The sequence below is a fragment of the Micromonospora sp. NPDC048040 genome (assembly GCF_055587185.1).
The window spans coordinates 90,482-107,705 of record NZ_JBVJGT010000004.1 but is presented as its reverse complement, the minus strand read 5'-3'; the positions used below and the strand labels follow the sequence as shown (position 1 = coordinate 107,705).

General features: G+C 74.2%; 15 protein-coding genes and 2 pseudogenes. 6 read left to right on the top strand and 11 right to left on the bottom strand.

Annotated elements, in window-relative coordinates; translation table 11 throughout:
* Positions 1–92: 92 nt before the first annotated feature.
* The 3 genes from ACZ6O2_RS07080 to ACZ6O2_RS07070 form a co-directional block, all read right to left on the bottom strand.
* Positions 93–2,447, bottom strand: coding sequence for a sodium-translocating pyrophosphatase (locus ACZ6O2_RS07080; RefSeq protein ID WP_350701813.1), 2,355 nt, complete (start codon positions 2,445–2,447; stop codon positions 93–95).
* Positions 2,448–2,823: 376 nt separating this feature from the next.
* Positions 2,824–3,258, bottom strand: a complete 435-nt coding sequence (locus ACZ6O2_RS07075; RefSeq protein WP_350684273.1) for an ATP-binding protein — start codon at positions 3,256–3,258, stop codon at positions 2,824–2,826.
* Positions 3,258–3,614 carry an anti-sigma factor antagonist gene (locus ACZ6O2_RS07070; RefSeq protein WP_350701814.1) on the bottom strand — a complete coding sequence of 119 codons (357 nt, stop codon included), beginning with the start codon at positions 3,612–3,614 and terminating at the stop codon, positions 3,258–3,260. Before ACZ6O2_RS07070 ends, ACZ6O2_RS07075 begins: the two co-directional genes overlap by 1 nt.
* Before the next feature lie 235 nt (positions 3,615–3,849).
* Here ACZ6O2_RS07070 and ACZ6O2_RS07065 point away from each other — a divergent pair, with 235 nt between their 5' ends.
* Both ACZ6O2_RS07065 and ACZ6O2_RS07060 read left to right on the top strand, forming a co-directional pair.
* Positions 3,850–6,336, top strand: a complete 2,487-nt coding sequence (locus tag ACZ6O2_RS07065; protein WP_466022378.1) for a DEAD/DEAH box helicase — start codon at positions 3,850–3,852, stop codon at positions 6,334–6,336.
* A gap of 282 nt (positions 6,337–6,618) precedes the next feature.
* Positions 6,619–7,197, top strand: a complete 579-nt coding sequence (locus ACZ6O2_RS07060) for an LURP-one-related family protein (protein WP_350701815.1) — start codon at positions 6,619–6,621, stop codon at positions 7,195–7,197.
* A gap of 80 nt (positions 7,198–7,277) precedes the next feature.
* Here the strand turns inward: ACZ6O2_RS07060 and ACZ6O2_RS07055 are convergent, their stop codons facing one another.
* From ACZ6O2_RS07055 to ssd, 8 genes and pseudogenes are all read right to left on the bottom strand, one after another.
* Positions 7,278–7,400 (bottom strand): hypothetical protein, encoded by a 123-nt coding sequence (locus tag ACZ6O2_RS07055; protein ID WP_466022277.1) that lies wholly within the window; start codon positions 7,398–7,400, stop codon positions 7,278–7,280.
* 34 nt (positions 7,401–7,434) lie between these two features.
* Positions 7,435–7,824: pseudogene (locus ACZ6O2_RS07050) on the bottom strand (Rv3654c family TadE-like protein); the annotation flags it as partial.
* A gap of 26 nt (positions 7,825–7,850) precedes the next feature.
* Complete coding sequence (locus tag ACZ6O2_RS07045; protein WP_350701819.1) at positions 7,851–8,219, bottom strand: TadE family type IV pilus minor pilin; 369 nt, start codon at positions 8,217–8,219, stop codon at positions 7,851–7,853.
* Positions 8,216–8,344 carry a DUF4244 domain-containing protein gene (locus ACZ6O2_RS07040; RefSeq protein WP_208418639.1) on the bottom strand — a complete coding sequence of 43 codons (129 nt, stop codon included), beginning with the start codon at positions 8,342–8,344 and terminating at the stop codon, positions 8,216–8,218. Before ACZ6O2_RS07040 ends, ACZ6O2_RS07045 begins: the two co-directional genes overlap by 4 nt.
* Positions 8,345–8,409: 65 nt before the next feature.
* Positions 8,410–9,204, bottom strand: coding sequence for a type II secretion system F family protein (locus ACZ6O2_RS07035; RefSeq protein WP_466022276.1), 795 nt, complete (start codon positions 9,202–9,204; stop codon positions 8,410–8,412).
* Positions 9,204–9,767 (bottom strand): annotated as a pseudogene (locus ACZ6O2_RS07030) (hypothetical protein); the annotation flags it as partial. The gene ACZ6O2_RS07035 and the pseudogene ACZ6O2_RS07030, both read right to left, overlap by 1 nt.
* Before the next feature lie 746 nt (positions 9,768–10,513).
* Positions 10,514–11,725, bottom strand: coding sequence for a TadA family conjugal transfer-associated ATPase (locus ACZ6O2_RS07025; RefSeq protein WP_350701821.1), 1,212 nt, complete (start codon positions 11,723–11,725; stop codon positions 10,514–10,516).
* Positions 11,722–12,825, bottom strand: coding sequence for a septum site-determining protein Ssd (gene ssd / locus ACZ6O2_RS07020; RefSeq protein WP_466022275.1), 1,104 nt, complete (start codon positions 12,823–12,825; stop codon positions 11,722–11,724). The genes ACZ6O2_RS07025 and ssd overlap by 4 nt, the downstream gene beginning before the upstream one ends.
* Before the next feature lie 648 nt (positions 12,826–13,473).
* Here ssd and ACZ6O2_RS07015 point away from each other — a divergent pair.
* From ACZ6O2_RS07015 to ACZ6O2_RS07000, 4 genes are all read left to right on the top strand, one after another.
* The gene (locus tag ACZ6O2_RS07015; RefSeq protein WP_350701825.1) at positions 13,474–13,968 is read left to right on the top strand and encodes a hypothetical protein; all 495 of its coding nucleotides are present in this window, start codon (positions 13,474–13,476) and stop codon (positions 13,966–13,968) included.
* Positions 13,969–14,503: 535 nt separating this feature from the next.
* Positions 14,504–14,704 carry a hypothetical protein gene (locus ACZ6O2_RS07010; protein ID WP_466022274.1) on the top strand — a complete coding sequence of 67 codons (201 nt, stop codon included), beginning with the start codon at positions 14,504–14,506 and terminating at the stop codon, positions 14,702–14,704.
* Entirely contained in the window at positions 14,701–15,105 is a 405-nt protein-coding gene (locus tag ACZ6O2_RS07005) for a PIN domain-containing protein (RefSeq protein WP_466022273.1), read from the top strand. Before ACZ6O2_RS07010 ends, ACZ6O2_RS07005 begins: the two co-directional genes overlap by 4 nt.
* 1,288 nt (positions 15,106–16,393) lie before the next feature.
* Entirely contained in the window at positions 16,394–16,804 is a 411-nt protein-coding gene (locus tag ACZ6O2_RS07000; protein ID WP_466022272.1) for a site-specific integrase, read from the top strand.
* Positions 16,805–17,224 lie beyond the last annotated feature (420 nt).

Sequence of the window (17,224 nt, the reverse complement as noted above, 5' to 3'; positions counted from 1 at the left end):
CGAGCCGGGGCACCGCTCAGGTTTGCCGCGGCGGCCCGGACGGTCCCCGGCCGGCCACGCGGGCCGACCGGGGACCGGGATGCCGGACGGGATCAGGCGTTGACCGTCTCCGGTCGCTGGTCCGGGCTGCCCGTGCCGGTGCCGGCACCGGAGTCGGACATCGCCACGCCCTTGCGCTTGCTGAACACCACCGCCGCGACGACGATCAGCGTCGCCACCACGGCGATGCCGACCCGCAGGGCGGTGTTCTTCTCGTCGCCCACGCTCCAGGCCACCACGGCCGGCGCGATCAGCAGCGAGACCAGGTTCATCACCTTGATCAGCGGGTTGATCGCCGGGCCGGCGGTGTCCTTGAACGGGTCGCCGACGGTGTCGCCGATGACGGTCGCGGCGTGCGACTCGGAGCCCTTGCCGCCGTACGCGCCGTCCTCGACGAGCTTCTTCGCGTTGTCCCAGGCGCCGCCCGAGTTGGCCAGGAAGACCGCCATCAGCGTGCCGGCCCCGATCGCCCCGGCCAGGTACGCCGCGAGCGCGCCCGGCCCGAGGCCGAAGCCGACCGCGATCGGGGCGAGGATGGCGAGCAGGCCGGGGGTCATCAGCTCGCGCTGCGCGTCCCGCGTGCAGATGTCGACGACCTTGCCGTACTCGGGGCGCTGGGTGCGGTCCATGATCCCGGGCAGCTCGCGGAACTGCCGGCGGACCTCCATCACGACCGCGCCGGCCGAGCGGGAGACCGCGTTGATGGCCAGCCCGGAGAAGAGGAAGACCACCGCCGCGCCGATGATCAGGCCGACCAGGTTGCGCGGGTTCGCCACGTTCAGCGAGTTGAGGATCTCGGCGCCGACGTCGCCCACCCCCGCGTCGGAGTACGCGGTGCGCAGCGTGTCGGTGTAGGAGCCGAAGAGCGCCGTCGCGGCGAGCACGGCCGTGGCGATCGCGATGCCCTTGGTGATCGCCTTGGTGGTGTTGCCGACCGCGTCCAGCTCGGTCAGCGTCCGGGCGCCGTGCTCGTCGATGTCGCCGGACATCTCCGCCACGCCCTGGGCGTTGTCGGAGATCGGGCCGAACGTGTCCATCGCGACGATCACACCGACCGTGGTGAGCAGGCCGGTGCCGGCCAGCGCCACGGCGAACAGCGAGAGCGTGATGGAGCTGCCGCCGAGCAGGAACGCGCCGAACACGCCGGCGCCGATCAGCAGCGCCGAGTAGACCGCCGACTCCAGGCCGACGCTGATGCCGGCGAGGATGACGGTGGCGGGGCCGGTCTGGGAACTCTTGCCGATGTCCTGCACCGGGCGCCGGTCGGTCTCGGTGAAGTAGCCGGTCAGCGCCTGGATCGCGGCGGCCAGCACGATGCCGATGACGACCGCGCCGATGGCGACGACCCGCGGGTTCTCGTCGACGTCGGTGAGCCCGCCCTCCAGCTCGGCGAAGGTGGCCGGCAGGTACGCGTACGTGGCGACGGCGACCAGCACCGCGGACAGCAGCGCGGAGATGTAGAAGGCCCGGTTGATCGCGGTCAGGCCGCTGCGGTCCGAGGCGCGCAGCCGGGTGATGAAGACGCCGACGATCGCGATGAGCACGCCGATGGTGGAGATGATCAGCGGGAAGACCAGGCCCTGCTCGCCGAAGGCGGCGCGACCGAGGATCAGCGCGGCGACCAGGGTCACGGCGTACGACTCGAACAGGTCGGCGGCCATGCCGGCGCAGTCGCCGACGTTGTCGCCCACGTTGTCGGCGATGGTGGCGGCGTTGCGCGGGTCGTCCTCGGGAATGCCCTGCTCGACCTTGCCGACCAGGTCGGCGCCCACGTCGGCGGCCTTGGTGAAGATGCCGCCGCCGACCCGCATGAACATGGCGAGCAGCGCGGCGCCGAAGCCGAAGCCCTCCAGCACGGTCGGCGCGTCGCCCCGGAAGAAGAGCACGACCAGCGCGGCGCCGAAGAGGCCGAGCCCGACGGTGAGGAAGCCGACGACGCCGCCGGTGCGGAAGGCGATCTTCATGGCGCCCTCGCGGCCGCCCTGCCGTTCCCGGGCGGCGGCGGCGACCCGCAGGTTGGCCCGGGTGGCCAGCCACATGCCGGCGCCGCCGATGAACGCGCTGAACAGCGCGCCGACGACGAAGAAGGCGGAGCGCCCGATCTTCACCGCCGTCTCGTTGCCGTCGGTGTCGTGCACCGGCAGCAGGAAGAGCAGCACCACGGCGATGACCACGAAGATCGCCAGGGTGCGGAACTGCCGGAGCAGGTAGGCCGAGGCGCCCTCCTGGACCGCGCCGGAGATCTCCTGCATGTTGGTGGTGCCCTTGCCGGCGGCCAGGACGGCCTTCGTCAGTGCGGCGGCGAAGGCGAGCGCCACCAGCGCGATCACCGCGGCGATGACGACGTACGTGACATTGTTTCCGGTGAGGGAGATCCCGCCGCCCTCGGCGGCCAAGGTGTCGGACATCTGTGTCCTCCTGTACCGAACGCTCGCGCCGGCCGGTGGAGACGCACCGACCCGGCGCCTGGATGCGGATTCGCAAGCGCGCCAACCCACCCCGGCGGACCAGCGATGACACCGTTCCCGCTGGTTGCGGGATGCGATCACTTGCTGACAACCCGCGTACTGTAGCCCTCCGCAGTGTCGGAGGTCACACCGAGGGGGCACCCTGTCTCGATGATCTTCGTCGCTGTGTTATGAGGAAAAATCTGATATAGGAGTCCGTCCATGACAAGGAGGCCGCGTCCCCGCACGGGACGCGGCCTGACGGCGTGCGACGCCCTCTGCCGGAGGGCGGTGGAGCAGCGGCGCGACCCCTCGCCGGGGCCGGGGCGGATCAGCTTCAGCGGCCCACGGGCCAGACCATCCGCACCTCGGTGCCGATGCCCTCGTCGACCGGGCGGACCTGGAGGTCCTCGACGAAGCCGGCGAGCAGCGCGAAGCCGACGCCGGTGGTGAGGTCGTCCTCGTTCAACGACTCGTTGGCGAGCTGGTCGGCGTCCAGCGCGGCCAGGCCGAGGCCGGCCTCGATCGGCGCGCGGTCGACGACCCGCACCGCGTACGCCCCGCTGTCGGACATCTCGACGAGCACCGGGTCGGGCACGCCGTACTGCCGGTGCAGGGCGACCGCGCGCGTGCACGCCTCGCCGATGGCGAGGCGCACCTCGTCGAGCAGGTCCTCGCGGACCCCGGCGCGCCGGGCGACCGCCACACCGACCAGGCGCGCGGTGCGCACGTGCACCGGGGCCGGCGAGAAGGAGAGCCGGACCGTGGCCATCACGCGCCAGCGCCGGCCGGGCCCGCGCCGATCGCCGCGTCGACCGTGGGATGCAACGGGAAGACCTGGTCGAGCGCGGTGATCCGGAAGATCTTGAGCAGCGGCTCCTTGTCGCAGACCAACGCGAACGAACCGCCGACCGAGCGCAGCCGCTTGAGCGCGCCCACCAGCACGCCCAGGCCGGTGGAGTCGAGGAAGTCCACCCGGCCGAGGTCGACCACGACGTGGCGGGCCCCGCCGTCGATCAGTTCGAGGAGCCGTTCCCGCAGCCGGGGGGCGGTGTAGACGTCCACCTCACCGCCGACCTCAAGCACTGTGTGCTCGCCCACGGTGCGGGTCGCCAGCGACAGCTCCATCGGTCCTCCCTCGCAAGAGCCGTAAACTCTCCTGGGCATCTAACCATCCCCGCCGGATACGGCTCTGCTCACCGGCGAAGGCATCCCCATACCCCGCTTTTCATCTGCGAACACCAGTGCGAGAGTGCAGGACGTGACCTCCGACAGCTTCAGCTCGGCGCGTCTGACGCCGCGCGACGACCTGAAGCCGTCGTCCGACAGCTCCGGCTCGGCACCCCCGACGCCGCGCGACGACCTGAAGCCGTCGTCCGACAGCTCCGGCTCGGCACCCCCGACGCCGCGCGACGACCTGGAGCCGTCGTCCGCAGCCACCGTAACCGCAGGCGCCGGCCCCGGGCGATCGCCGGCCGACCTGCTGGGCCGGCTGCGCGCCCGCAACGGCGGCGATCCGGTCACCCACGTCGAACGGGTCCCGGCCCGGGCCGGCCAGCCCGCCCCGTGGCCGGGCTGGGCGCCGGAGGAGCTGCGCGCGGCGTTCGCCCGGCGCGGCGTGGTCGCGCCCTGGCGGCATCAGGCCGAGGCCGCCACCCTGGTGTACGACGGCCAGCACGTGGTGGTCGCCACCGGCACCGCGTCCGGCAAGTCCCTGGCCTACCAGCTCCCCGCGCTGGCCACCCTGCTCGCCGACCCCCGGGCCACCGTGCTCTACCTGGCGCCGACGAAGGCGCTCGCCGCCGACCAGTTGCGCGCCGTCGCCGCGCTGGAGCTGGAGGGCGTACGCCCCGCCTGCTACGACGGCGACACCCCGCGCGCCGAGCGGGAGTGGATCCGGCGGCACTCGCGGTTCGTGCTGACCAACCCGGACATGCTGCACCACGGCATCCTGCCCGGCCACGCCCAGTGGTCCGGGTTCCTGCGCCGGCTCGCGTACGTGGTGGTCGACGAGTGCCACACCTACCGGGGAGTCTTCGGCTCGCACGTCGCGCACGTGCTGCGCCGGCTGCGTAGGCAGTGCGCCCGGTTTGGGCGTACCCCCGTCTTCGTGCTGGCCTCGGCGACCTCCGGTGACCCGGCGGCGGCGGCCGGGCGGCTCACCGGGCTGCCCGTCGCCGCCGTCACCGAGGACACCTCGCCGCGCGGCGGGGTGACCTTCGCGCTCTGGGAGCCGCCGCTGCTGCCGCCGGACTCCCACGCGGACCAGCAGGCGGACCTGACCCAGGTCCGCCGGTCGGCGCTGCGGGAGACGGCCGACCTGCTCGCCGACACGGTCGCCGAGGGGGTACGCACACTGGCCTTCGTGCGCTCCCGGCGCGGCGCCGAGGTGGTCGCCGCGAACGCCCGCCGCGCCCTCGACGAGGCGGTACCCGGCCTCGGCGACCGGGTGGCCGCCTACCGGGCCGGCTACCTGCGCGAGGAGCGACGCGAACTGGAACGCGCGCTGCTGCACGGCGACCTGCTCGGGCTGGCCTCGACCAACGCGCTGGAGCTGGGCGTCGACCTGATCGGGCTCGACGCGGTGCTGATCTGCGGTTACCCGGGCACGCGGGCCTCGCTGTGGCAGCAGGCCGGCCGGGCCGGGCGCTCCGGGCAGGAGGCGCTCGCCGTGCTGGTCGCCCGGGACGACCCGCTCGACACCTATCTGGTGCACCACCCGGAGGCGCTGTTCGGCCGGCCGGTGGAGGCGACCGTGCTCGACCCCGCCAACCCGTACGTGCTGGCCCCGCAGCTCGCCTGCGCGGCGGTCGAGGCGCCGCTGACCCCGGCTGACCTTGAACTCTTCGGCGACGGGGCCAAGGAGGCGGTGGACCAGCTCGTGGCGGCGGGGGCGCTGCGACAGCGGCCGACCGGCTGGTACTGGCGGCACCGGGAACGGCCGGAGGTGGACCTGCGCGGCGAGGGCGGCGCGCCGGTCTGCGTGGTGGAGGCGGCGACCGGGCGGCTGCTCGGCACCGTCGACGGCGGCTCGTCGCACTTCCTGCTCCACCCCGGCGCGGTCTACCTGCACCAGGGCGTCTCGTACGTGGTCGACTCGCTCGACCTGGCCGACGGGTGCGCGCTGGTGCACCCCGAGGAGCCGGACTGGTCCACCCACGCCCGGGACGTCACGTCGCTGTCGGTGGTGTCGGTCCGCTCGTACGTGGACGCCGGGCCCGTCGGCCTCTTCCTCGGCGAGGTCGACGTGACCAGCCAGGTGGTGTCGTACCAGCGACGACGGATCGCCTCCGGCGAGGTCATCGACACCCGCCCGCTGGACCTACCGGCCCGGGAACTGCGCACCGTGGCGGTCTGGTTCACCCTGTCGCCGCAGTCCTTGGCGGCCGCCGGCGTGGAGCCGGCAGACGTGCCGGGCGCGCTGCACGCCGCCGAGCACGCCGCGATCGGGCTGCTGCCGCTCACCGCCACCTGCGACCGCTGGGACATCGGCGGGCTCTCCACCGCCGTGCACCCGGACACCGAGGCGCCGACGGTCTTCGTCTACGACGGGCACCCCGGCGGGGCGGGGTTCGCGGAGCGCGCGTACGGCACGGCCGCGGCCTGGCTGCGGGCCACCCGGGACGCGATCGCGGAGTGCGGCTGCGAGGCGGGCTGCCCGTCCTGTGTGCAGTCCCCGAAGTGCGGCAACGGCAACAACCCGCTCTCGAAGCCGGACGCGGTGAAGGTGCTGGACGTGGTGCTCGCCAACCTGCCCGACGGCGTACCGGCGCCCCGCCGGTCCGGGGAGGCCGGTGGCGCCCCGGGTCTTCGCGCCGCTGCTCCGGGTGACGCTGCCGTCCGGGACTGACCAGCCCGCCGCGCGCTGCCGTCCGGAACTGACCAGCCCGCCGCGCGCTGCCGTCCCACGCGGAGGCGGATTCCGGCGGCGCGATCCGGCGGCGCGATCTAGCGGCGGCTTCGGGTGGTGGGCTCGGTTGGTGGGCTCGGGTGGTGGGTTCGGGTGGTGGGTTCCGGCGACGGGTTCGGGGTGGCGAAGGCGCGGGTGACGACGGGGGCCGCTCGCTACCTGAGGGCCGGCGCGACGGTTGAGCCTGTGCGACACTCCGGCCCACCCCTCGAAGGAGATCCCATGCAGCCCGACACCTTGCAGTCCCAGCAGCAGTTCCACATCCGGCAGCGGATCCGGATGATGGTCAACCAGTACGAGGTCCACGCCGTCGCACCGGACGGCTCCGAAGGCGGGATGCTGGCGTTCGCCCAGCAGAAGCGGCTCGCCTTCAAGGAGCAGGTGACGATCTACACCGACGACTCGAAGCAGCAGCCGCTGCTCGGCTTCAAGGCCCGCCAGCGCCTCGACATCGGCGCCACGTACGACGTGACCGACCACGCCGGCAACCCGATCGGCCTGTTCCGCAAGGACTTCGCCCAGTCGCTGCTCCGTTCCACGTGGCACGTGGAGCAGGCCGGCCTGCCGCAGATCACCGGCCAGGAACGCAGCATGCCGGTGGCGCTGCTGCGGCGCTTCGTCGACTCGCTGTCCTGGCTGCCGTACCACTTCGACTTCGTCGCCGGCGGCCAGCCCGTCTTCTCGGTGATCAAGCAGTGGGGCCTGCGCGACCGGTACGTCGTCCAGGTGCAGCACCCGCAGATCGACCGCCGACTCGTGATCGCGATGGCCATCGCCCTCGACGCCCTCCAGGCACGCTGACCCGCCCGGCCCGGGGGTACGCCTGGCGGCGCTCGACGGCGACGTGAGGCGCCGGATCACGGCGGCGGCGAAGCGGCGGATCACGGCGACGGGAAGCGCCGGATCACGGCGGCGGCGAAGCGCCCGATCACGGCGGCGAGGCGGCGTTCCCGCCCCCGGCCCGGCTCCTTGCCGCCTGGCCGGGCGACCTGGCCTCTGACCAACCCCTCTCCTGGTCAGCCCCCCCTCCTCGTCAGCCCGGACCGGTCCGGCGCGGGCGGTCGCCGTGGCGGCCCGCGCCAGGCCGGGCAGCGGGGCGACGGCCACCTCCGCGGTCACCAGGAGGTCGAGGCCGTCGAGCCGGCAGTCCAGCAATGAGCCGCCGTTGGCGGCGGCGATCTCGGCTGCCCGACCGCACGCCGCCGTTTCGCCACTGAGGGCCTGCCCGGCACCGGCAAGCGCGCCGAAGTCCGCCGCGACCCGGGCCCGCTGCCGGGCGGTCTGGGCGGCACCGACGGCCGCCCCGAACAGGCCAACCAGGACGAACACCAGCCCGACCGCGAGCAGGCAGACCGTCGCTCCGCCACGCTCCCCGCCGGTTCCTCCGGGGCGAGGCACTGACGGGCTGGTCACGGTCGGCCCGGTCACGGTCGACCCGGTCACGGTCGGCCCGGTCACGGTCGGCCCGCCGGGACGCCGGGTTCCACCGCCGCGACCGCGGTCGCGGTCACGGTGATCCTGGGCAGCCGAGTGCCGAGTGCGCGTACGGGCCCTCGGACGGTGGCGGTGACCCGCTGGCCGTCGACCGTGACCGTGACCTCGGCGCCCGCCGGGGCCGCCCGGCCGGCGGCGGCCACCCCGTCCTCGCCCCGGGAGGCGGCGAGCGCCGCCTCCCGGGCCGCGTGCAGGCAGCCCGCCCTCGTGCCGACGGCGTTCACCGCGGTCAGCCCGGTGAGCAGGAGCAGCAGTAGCGCCGGCAGGCCGGCCGCCAGTTCGGCGGTGAAGGAACCCCGGTCGCGGCCGGCCGACCGGCGCCAGCTCACTTGAGCGCCCGGTCGATGACGGCGGTCAACGCGGACTGCACGTTGCCGGAGGTCAGCACCTTCAGCAGGATCCCGGCGAAAGCGACGGCGGCAAGCGTGCCGACGGCGTACTCGGCCGTGTTCATCCCGGCGTCCCCGCGCAGGCGGGCGAGAAGTTTGCGCACGTGTTTGTCCTTTCTAAAAGGGTGGGTCAGAGCACGTCGCCGAGGACGGCGACGATCACCGGCACCAGGCCGGCGAGAATGAAGGCCGGCAGGAAGCAGAGCCCCAGCGGCAGCACGATGAGAACGCCGGCGCGGCGGGCGGCCGCCTCGGCAGCCGTGGACCGGTCGGCGCGCAGGTCGTCGGCGAGCCGGGTCAGCGCGCCGGCCAGCGCCCCGCCGCTGTTCGAGGAGCGGCGGACGGCAGCCGTCAGCCGCTCGGCGCCCGGCACCGACGCGAGCGGCTCCCACGCCTCCTCGGGGCCGCCGCCGAGCCGCAGCAACCGGCCCACCCGGGCGAGCCGGTCGGCGAGGGGCCCGTCGAGCGCGTCCGCCACGGCCAGGACGGACCTGTCCACCGGCGCCCCCGCCCGCATCGCCGCCGCGAGAAGGTCAGCGGCGAGCGGGAGGTCGGCGGCCTCCCGCAGCCGCCGCCTGCGTACGGCCGGCGGCTCGATCCGGCGCAGCGAACGGTCGAGCAGCAGCGCCGCCGGCGCGGCTGTCAGCAACCCGGGCCAGCCGCCGACCACGACGGCCACGGCCAGACCACCCAGCCCGGCGGCGAGCCGGATCGCATCCGGCCGGCGCCGGGACCGGGCACCCTCCGGCGCCTCGTCGCCGGTCCCGGGCGCCACCGGTCGGTCAACCGAGCCGGCCGGACGTACGCCGGGCGGCGCCCCGCGCAGGGCGCGCAGGCGGCGCAGAGGCCGCCGGCCGGCGAGGAACGCGACGGCGAGCAGGGCCACCGCCGCCAGGCAGCCCGCGACCAGCGCCGCCCGGGGCATCAGCTCGCCCGCCCCGGTGTTGCGCCGAGCCGCTCGGCCCAGAACAGGCCCGCGACCTGGAGGGCGACGGCGGCGACCGCGCACGCACCGCCGACGGGGGTGTGCAGCAGCACCGCCACGGGGTCGACGCCGATGCCGTAGCCGAGCCCGATGCCGCCGAGCGGCAGAGCGGCGAGCAGCAACGCGGTGGCGCGCGCCCCGGCAGCCTGGGCGTCCGCGGCGGCCAGTCCCCGGTCGGTGGAGCGGGCGTCGGCCTCGATGCGCTCCAGCAGCTCGGCCAGCGGCGCGCCCGTCCGGTCGGCGAGACGTACGGCCGCCCGCGCCAGCCGCTCCAGCCGGTCCGGGCCGTTGCCGGCGGCTCGCCGGGGCGGCTTGAGCAGCGTGTCCGATCCGACGTCAAAGGCCCGCCCGTCGCCGGGCACCGCGCCCTCCCGACCTGTCCCGGCGGGGATTCCGGGCCGTCCGAGGGTGAGCTGCTCGGCGGCGACCGGCACCGGCAGGCCGGCCCGCAGATCGGCGGCCAGCCCGCAGAGTTCGTCCAGCCGACGTCGCCGGGCACGGTCCGCCAGCTGGCCGGACTGCCGTCGGAGCAGCGCGCGGGCGGCCAGCGTGCCGTAGGCGCCGACGGCCACCGCCGCCACCGGTCCGGCCAGCAGCAGTCCGGCCGCGACGCCGGCCAGCCCCACCAGCAGCAGGGTGCGCCTCGCTGACGTGGTCAGCACGCCCGACCAGTCTCGCCGTCCCGTACCGGCAGAACGGGCCGCCCGTACGTCAGGTCGACGGATGGGTGCAGCGGTCGGAGCCGGCGCACCGACAGGACGTCGCGCGTCCCGCCGGGTGGGTGGTCGGGCGGGTCCCGGCGGTCGGGACGGGCCGGGATGACCACCGGCAGGCCACGGCCAGGACGGCAGGTCCGCGACGTCCCGCGGCGGCCACTGCGCCGCGCCGCCCGCTCCGCGCCCGCTCGGAGGCACCCGGCGGACCGAGGCGGCCTGGGCGACGGCCGGCAGGCGCGCCGGCGCGGTCACCTCGGACAGCTCACCTGGCTGCCGGCCGGTCGGCACCGCCACAGCGGCCGGGCCGGGAAACGTCTCGGCGGGACGGTCCGGCGGGACGGAGCGGAGATCCGGCTCCGACGCCCGGCGCAGCTCGGTGATCCAGTGGACGAGCGGATCGTCCGCCCCGGTCGACGCGTTCCCTCGTGCCTCGCTCACGAGGGCGCGCCGCCTGCTCCGAAGGCCGCCCACCAGATTGGCCACGACGACCGCCAACGCGATCGACAGCAGCGCCACCAGCGTGTACGGGGCGCTCACTTCGGGCCCGCCGATCCGGGCCACGGCTCGCTGAGGATCGGCGGCACCGGCACGCCGCGCTCCCGCAGCAACGCTCCGAGCGCTCGGGCGGCGGGACCGAGGCCGCGCCCGCGTACCCAGGCGGGAACCGCGGCGACCAGGCGGTCCGGGCCCTCGGGCAGGAGCAGGCACACCGACTCCAGCACCCGCCCCTGTTCGCCCCGGCGCACCTGGAGCAGCACCTGGAGCGCGGCGGCCACCTGGGCGTGGAGCGCGGGGCGGGGCAGCCCACCGAGCATCCCGAGCGCCTCCAGCCGGGCCGGCACGTCGGAGGGGGCGTTGGCATGCAGGGTGCCGGCACCGCCGTCGTGACCGGTGTTCAGGGCGGCGAGCAGGTCGACCACCTCCCCGCCCCGGCACTCGCCGACGACCAGCCGGTCGGGCCGCATCCGCAGTGCCTGCCGGACCAGGTCGGTCAGCCCGACCGCGCCGGAGCCCTCCACGTTGGCAGTTCTGGCCTGCAACCCGACCACGTGCGGGTGCCGCGGGTGCAGCTCGGCCGCGTCCTCCACCAGCACGATCCGCTCGGTCGACGGCACCAGCCCGAGCAGTGTGTTCAGCAAAGTCGTCTTGCCCGATCCGGTGCCGCCGGTCACCAGGTACGCCAGCCGGGCCGCCACCACGGCGGAGAGCACCGGCGCCATCGGCCGGGGCACCGTCCCCTGGCGTACCAGCTCGTCGAGGGTGAACGGCCGCTGCCGGAACGTCCGCAGGGACAGGTAGGGACCGTCGGTCGCCACCGGCGGCAGCACGGCGTGCAGCCGGGTGCCGTCGGGGAGCCGGGCGTCCGCGTACGGCGAGCCGTCGTCGAGTCGCCGGCCGGCGCTGGCGGTGAGGCGCTGGGCGAGCCGGCGTACGTCGTCGACCGTGCCGATCGGCACCGCGACCTGGTGCAGGCCCTGCCCCCGGTCCACCCAGACCCGGACGCCGTTGACCAGCACGTCGGTGACCTCCGGGTCGGCCAGCAGCGGCGCGAGGGGACCGGCACCCACCAGGTCGTCGTGCACGCGGTCGGCCATCCGCAGCAGGGCGGTGTCGCCCAGCACGGCAGCGGTGGGTTCCGCGCGTACGGCGGACACGATCGCGGCGGGGGTGACCGGGGTCGCCGCGGCCGCGATCCGCTGCCGCACCCGGGAGGCGAGGGTGTCGCCCTCGGACGGTCCGGTCATGCCGCATCCGCCGTGGGCGTGCCGGTCAGGTCGGCGACGATGCGCTGGCAGAGGGCCGCCAGTGGTCCCCGGCCGTGGGCGGCCGGTGCCTCGCCCCGCTCCAGCCCACGGGCCAACGCCGGCTCCGGCCGCAGCGTGCCGGCGAGCGGCAGCCCGAGCGCGCGGGCCACCTCGGCGGCACCGAGCCGGCCCGGTGCCGGACCGCGCACGATCACCGACATCGCCGCGCAGTGCGGTGCGGCGGCCGCCACCACCCGGGCGGCCGCGGCGGTGGCCCGCAGTTCGGCCGGTACGACGACGAACACCTGGTCGGCCGCCTGGAGTGCGGTGACGGCCGCGTCGTCCAGTTGCCGGGGCAGGTCCACCACCACGAAGTCCCGGCCCCGCCGGGCGGCGTCGACCGTGGCCGCCATCGCCTGGGCGGGCAGGGCGAGCAGGTCGCCCCGGTCCCAGGAGAGCACCACCAGGTCGCCCCGGCTCGGCAGGGCCCGCACCAACGCCGGCGCGTCCACCCGGCCGTCGGCGTCAGTCAGCGCCGGCCAGCGCAGCCCCTCCAACTGCTCCCAACCCAGCACCAGATCGAGCCCACCGCCGAGCGGATCGGCGTCGACGAGCAGGGTGCGCAGCCGGGCACGGGCGGCCGTGACCGCGAGCCCGCCGGCCAGGATGCTCGCCCCGGCGCCGCCACGCCCGCCCAGCACGGCGGTGATCCGGGCTACGCCCCGATCGGCGCCCTCCGGCCCGCACTCGGCGAACCGGTCCACCAGCCACGGCTCGGCGGCCGGCAGGACGGCCACGTGCTCGGCGCCGATCAGCTCGGCGACCTGGAAGCCGGGATCGGGCTCCCCGGACCGGCCGACCAGCACCATCCGTGGTCGCTGCGGCAGCCGCGCCCGCAGGCACGGCTGGGCCTGGTCGGCGCCGACCAGCACGAGCGGGGCGGGCAGCCAGCGGGTCCGGGCCGCCGCCGGGTCGGCGGCGAGCTCCACCTCGACGCCGCCCGCTGCGGCGAGCCGGAGGAGGTCGTCGAGCAGGTCGCCGTCCGAGGTGACGAGCAGCGGCAGTCGCCGGTGCGGCGGGACGGAGGTACGGGGTGGCATCGCGGCCTCCAGCGGTCGGGCTCCGGGGTTGCTGACCCGAGACCCTGCCCCCGATCCGCCACCGGACGCCGCCCCACGGCGCCAGCCTGTGGACAACTTCGGCGCCTGTGGACAGCGCCCACCGCGCGAGTCGATCTGCTATGTCCGTCGCCCCCGGCACGGCCCCTGTCGTACGTCGCCGGCACGATCCGCCACCTGACCGACGGCCTCGTGGAGCTTCTCGGCCGGGCGCGGTGGCGGGCCGACGCCGACCGCCCGAACCGACCCGCGCCGCTGCACGACGCCCTGCCAGGGCTGGTCACCGCCGTGCAGGCGGTCGACGACGCGCCCCGTTTCCGGTTCTCTGGATCGCCACCACCAACCTCTTCAACCGGTTGAACGCCACGACCCGACAGCCCCCGCTGCGGCACGCCGCGGATCTGGGGCTGAGCGGGCGCCGACAGCAGCGAGGTGCGGCGGCGCCCCCGCCGCGGCGCCCCGAAGGTCGAGCGACAGCCGGCCGTGGTTGGCGGTTCGGGGTTCGGGGTTGACAACGCCACTGCACCGCCCCGCGTAAGTCCGCACGGCCGTTGTTGATCCCCCTTCCGGGGGAGCCAATTGGTTCCCGGGCGGGAGGTTTCGGACCCGGGGCTGCGCTGGAATCAACGCATGAGCTCGATGAAGTCCCCGAAGGCCGTTTGGTTCGGAACTGCTGCGCTGACCCCCTACATCCTGATGAAGACCTACTGGGCGTTCGGCGGGAACGCTGGCCGGCCGGCAGGCGACCTCGCCGACTCGCTGCGCGCCAACGGTGCGCCCGAGGCGCTGGTGTGGCTGGAGCAGCATGGGATCGACTTCACCGTGCTGGGCGCGCTCGGCGGGGTGCTGCTGCTGACCGCGCTGACCCGGCCCTGGGGCGAGCGGCTGCCACGCTGGACACTGCTCGTCCTGGGCGGGGCGGGCGCCGTGGCCCTCACCCCCTACGGCCTCGCCACCATGATCGCCGCGGCCGTCGGCTTCACAGTCGGCGACGCCGAAGGCTGGTCCCCTTGGGTCGGCTACGTGGGCGGACTCGCCTTCGCCGGCCTTGGCCTCTCACTTGCCCTCTGCACCCGCTCCTACCAGCGCCGCACCGGTCCCCCGGCCATCCTCGCCCACTCCTGAGCACGCCAACTCCACCTGGCTGGTCACCGACGGTGCAGCGGGCATGGGCCACGAGCAGGCGTCTACGACGCTCAATCGTTATACGCACACCCCGGACGACTGTGCGGCTCGAATCGGGGGAAAAGTGACCTGACGTAGTGAGGAGTGTGATCAAGTGCCGTACCGCGTGGTCAAAGCGCATCGGTCGTGCCGTCGAGCATGATCGAGTCGGATCACGCGGTACGTCATTCGCTGACGATCCGCTGACTCTCGTATGACAGGCTGCGCGCGCCGGAAACGGCCGGAGCGCTCGCAGGCCAGTCCGCGGCGCGTTCTTGATCACGGTACTGACACGCGGTTTAGGAAGGCGACTGAGGTGGGCCGGCGCACTTGGCCTTGACCTGGTCGATCGGGTCGATCACCTGCCCGGCCATCAAGATCATTGCACGTACTCTGCACGGCGGACGTAGATGCCTGACGGCTGGCGGTGACGTGCGGCATCTCGGCGTCAGAGGTGCGAGAATAGACGACGATCGCGAGACGCAGGAGGTGAGCTGTGACGTCGAGTAACGCTGAGCAGGTGCCCGAGTGGCCGACCGCTGAGCACGTACCGGCTGAGGAGCTGGCGCGCCGTCAGGGCATCCGGCCGATCGCCTCCGTCGACGACCTGGCCCGGCCCGACCTCTTCGAGTCAGACGACGAGCTGGACGACTTCCTCGCCGACCTCTACGCCTCCCGCCGAGCTGGCGCCGCGTGAGCCTGGTAGTCCTGGACACCGACGTAGCGTCGGCGATCCTTCGCGGGAGGCTGCATGACCGCCTCCGTGCCCGTCTGGCCGGTAAGACCCTGTGCATCACCTTCGTGACCCTCGGAGAGCTGACCAAGTGGACCGCGATGCGGAGTTGGGGGCCACGCAAGCTTGCTGAACTTGCGCGGTGGCGGTCTGGTGTCGTGCTGCTTCCCTTCGACGAGGCGGTGGCGACGACCTGGGGGCACCTCCAGGCGCGGGCGCAGCATCGTGGGCGGCCACGGCCGACGAATGACTCCTGGATCGCGGCCTGCTGCCTTGTCGACCGGCTACCGCTGGCGACCTTCAACGGCAAGGACTACGCCGACTTCGCCGAGTACGACGGCCTCCGCCTCTTCGACGTCTCCTAGCTTTCGGCAACACCCTCGGCGCGGCTGCCCGCCGTCGTACGGCTGCCCGCCCCTGGCCCCTCGGACCGGGGGCGGCTTGGCGTGACGCCGGCATTCCGCGGCCTGGTCCTCGTACACGGTGGCAAGCCGCGCAGCGGCGCGGCAGCCGAGCGCCCCGACATCGACGGCGACCGGCCCCGCTGGCGCTCGTCACGACCTAATCTGCTGCTCACGACCATTCCGACGCCTCGCGCGAGAATCAAGGACCCAGCGGGTGACCATTAGGGCCAACGAGGCCAGTAACAGCACGGCGCCGATCCACCGGCTCGGAGTGCGCCAAGTGCTGGGCGTGACCTCCGTGAGGTTTCCTAGCCCCAGGAGAACGTAAAAGCCCGTGCACGCTGCCCCTGCGGCCCACAACCGGGGGTAATGCACGGTCCGCCCGAACAGCCGAACCGTTGACGCGCGCCGGGTGTAGATGACCAACCAGGCAGCGCACCCGACCAGAGCGACAGCCACGCTGGCGAGCAGGATGTCCACGGCCGTTGCGCCCGCCTCATAGGTCGTCACGGGCATCACGGTAGCGGCAGCACACAGCTACCAGCTTCGGCCACTTGGACAGCCGCCGTCTGGTGCGGCGGGCTGCGGCGCGCGATGCCGGCCGGAGGCCGCCAGCAGCGCACCGCAGCCCGCCGGTGCGCCGCGCTTGCGCGGCGCCGTTGACACCGCCCGGCTACGAACAGCCGCTGGTGGCGGCGCGGACGGCCGAACGGGCGCAGTCGATGCTGCGGGCTCACCTGCTGCCTCAGTGGGCGGACTGGCCGTTGGCGCGGATCGACTACCTGGCGGTACAGGAGTGGGTTACCAACCTTGGCCGGACCCTAGCGCCGTCGACGACGGCGAAGCATCTCGGGTTGCTGTCGATGATCATGCAGACGGCGATTCGGGCGCGCCTGATCGCGGTGAACCCGTGCGTAGGGGTGCGGGTGCCGCGTAACCGGGCGCGGGAGGCTCGCGCTGGAACGATCAGCCGGGAGGCGTTCTTCGGCCGGCTGCTGCCCGCCGTGCCGGCCGAACACCGGGCGATCGTCTGCGCCGCCGCCGGGGCGGGACTGCGCTGGGGTGAGTGCGCGGGCCTGCCGTGGGAGGCGGTCGACCTCGATCGGGGGTTGCTGCACGTCGCCCAGGTGGCGGTGGAGACCCACGGCGGGATCGCGCTGCGGGCGTACCCGAAGACGCGGGCCGGCGTGCGGACGGTGCCGATGCCGCCGTTCCTCGTCGACGAGCTGCGTCGGCGGCGCGGGCCGCGGTGCCGGACGGGCGAGCGTTGGTCTTCGCGGACCGGGACGGTGGGGCGCAGCGGCGGTCGACCTTCCGGCGGCGGGTGTGGCTGCCGTCGTTGGTGCGGGCCGGGCTGCTCGGGTGGGTGGCCGAGGTGGCGCCGGGCCGGTGGGTGGCGTCGTGGCCGGACCGGGACGGCCGGGAGCAGCAGGCGGAGTTTGCCGACGAGGCGACGGCGGTGGCGCACGTGGCGGCCTCGGCGTTCGGCGGGCTGCGGTTCCACGACCTGCGGCACTCGTACATCACGTGGCTCGTGACGGACGGTGCCCGTCAACATCGTGCGCTGGGTCGTGGGGCACGAGAAGGCGTCAACGACGCTGAATCGTTACACGCACACGCCCGAGAACTACGCCGATCGGGTGCGGCTGACGTTCGCTGACGATCCGCTGACTTTCGGCCCGGCGTCCCGCCCGGCCGAACCCGGCGAGGCCCCTCTACCTGCGCCGGAAGCCCACTGCGCAAAGGGACGACCCCCGTCGGGGGGATGCGGTCTCAAGCTGTCGGCTGCTGCCAGCTGGTGCCGGCCCGCGTCGGTGAGCAGGTGCCGGGCGTCGTTGGTTCACGTTCGGAGACGACCCGCATCGACGCTCGCGCTGCCTGCTTGCTGCCTCGCCGCCTGATGCCTCGCTCACAAGGCGTTGCGCCTGCGGCCGACGCTCGGCTGACCAGGGTCAGTTCGTGCATTTCCGCTGGAAGTAGGAGCCCCGGCGTCCCAGCCTCCCGCGCTACCCTCGATACGCATCCTGACCTGTGGAAACGCCTTCCATCGGTTTCCGGCATCTTCCGCCGCTACTCACGC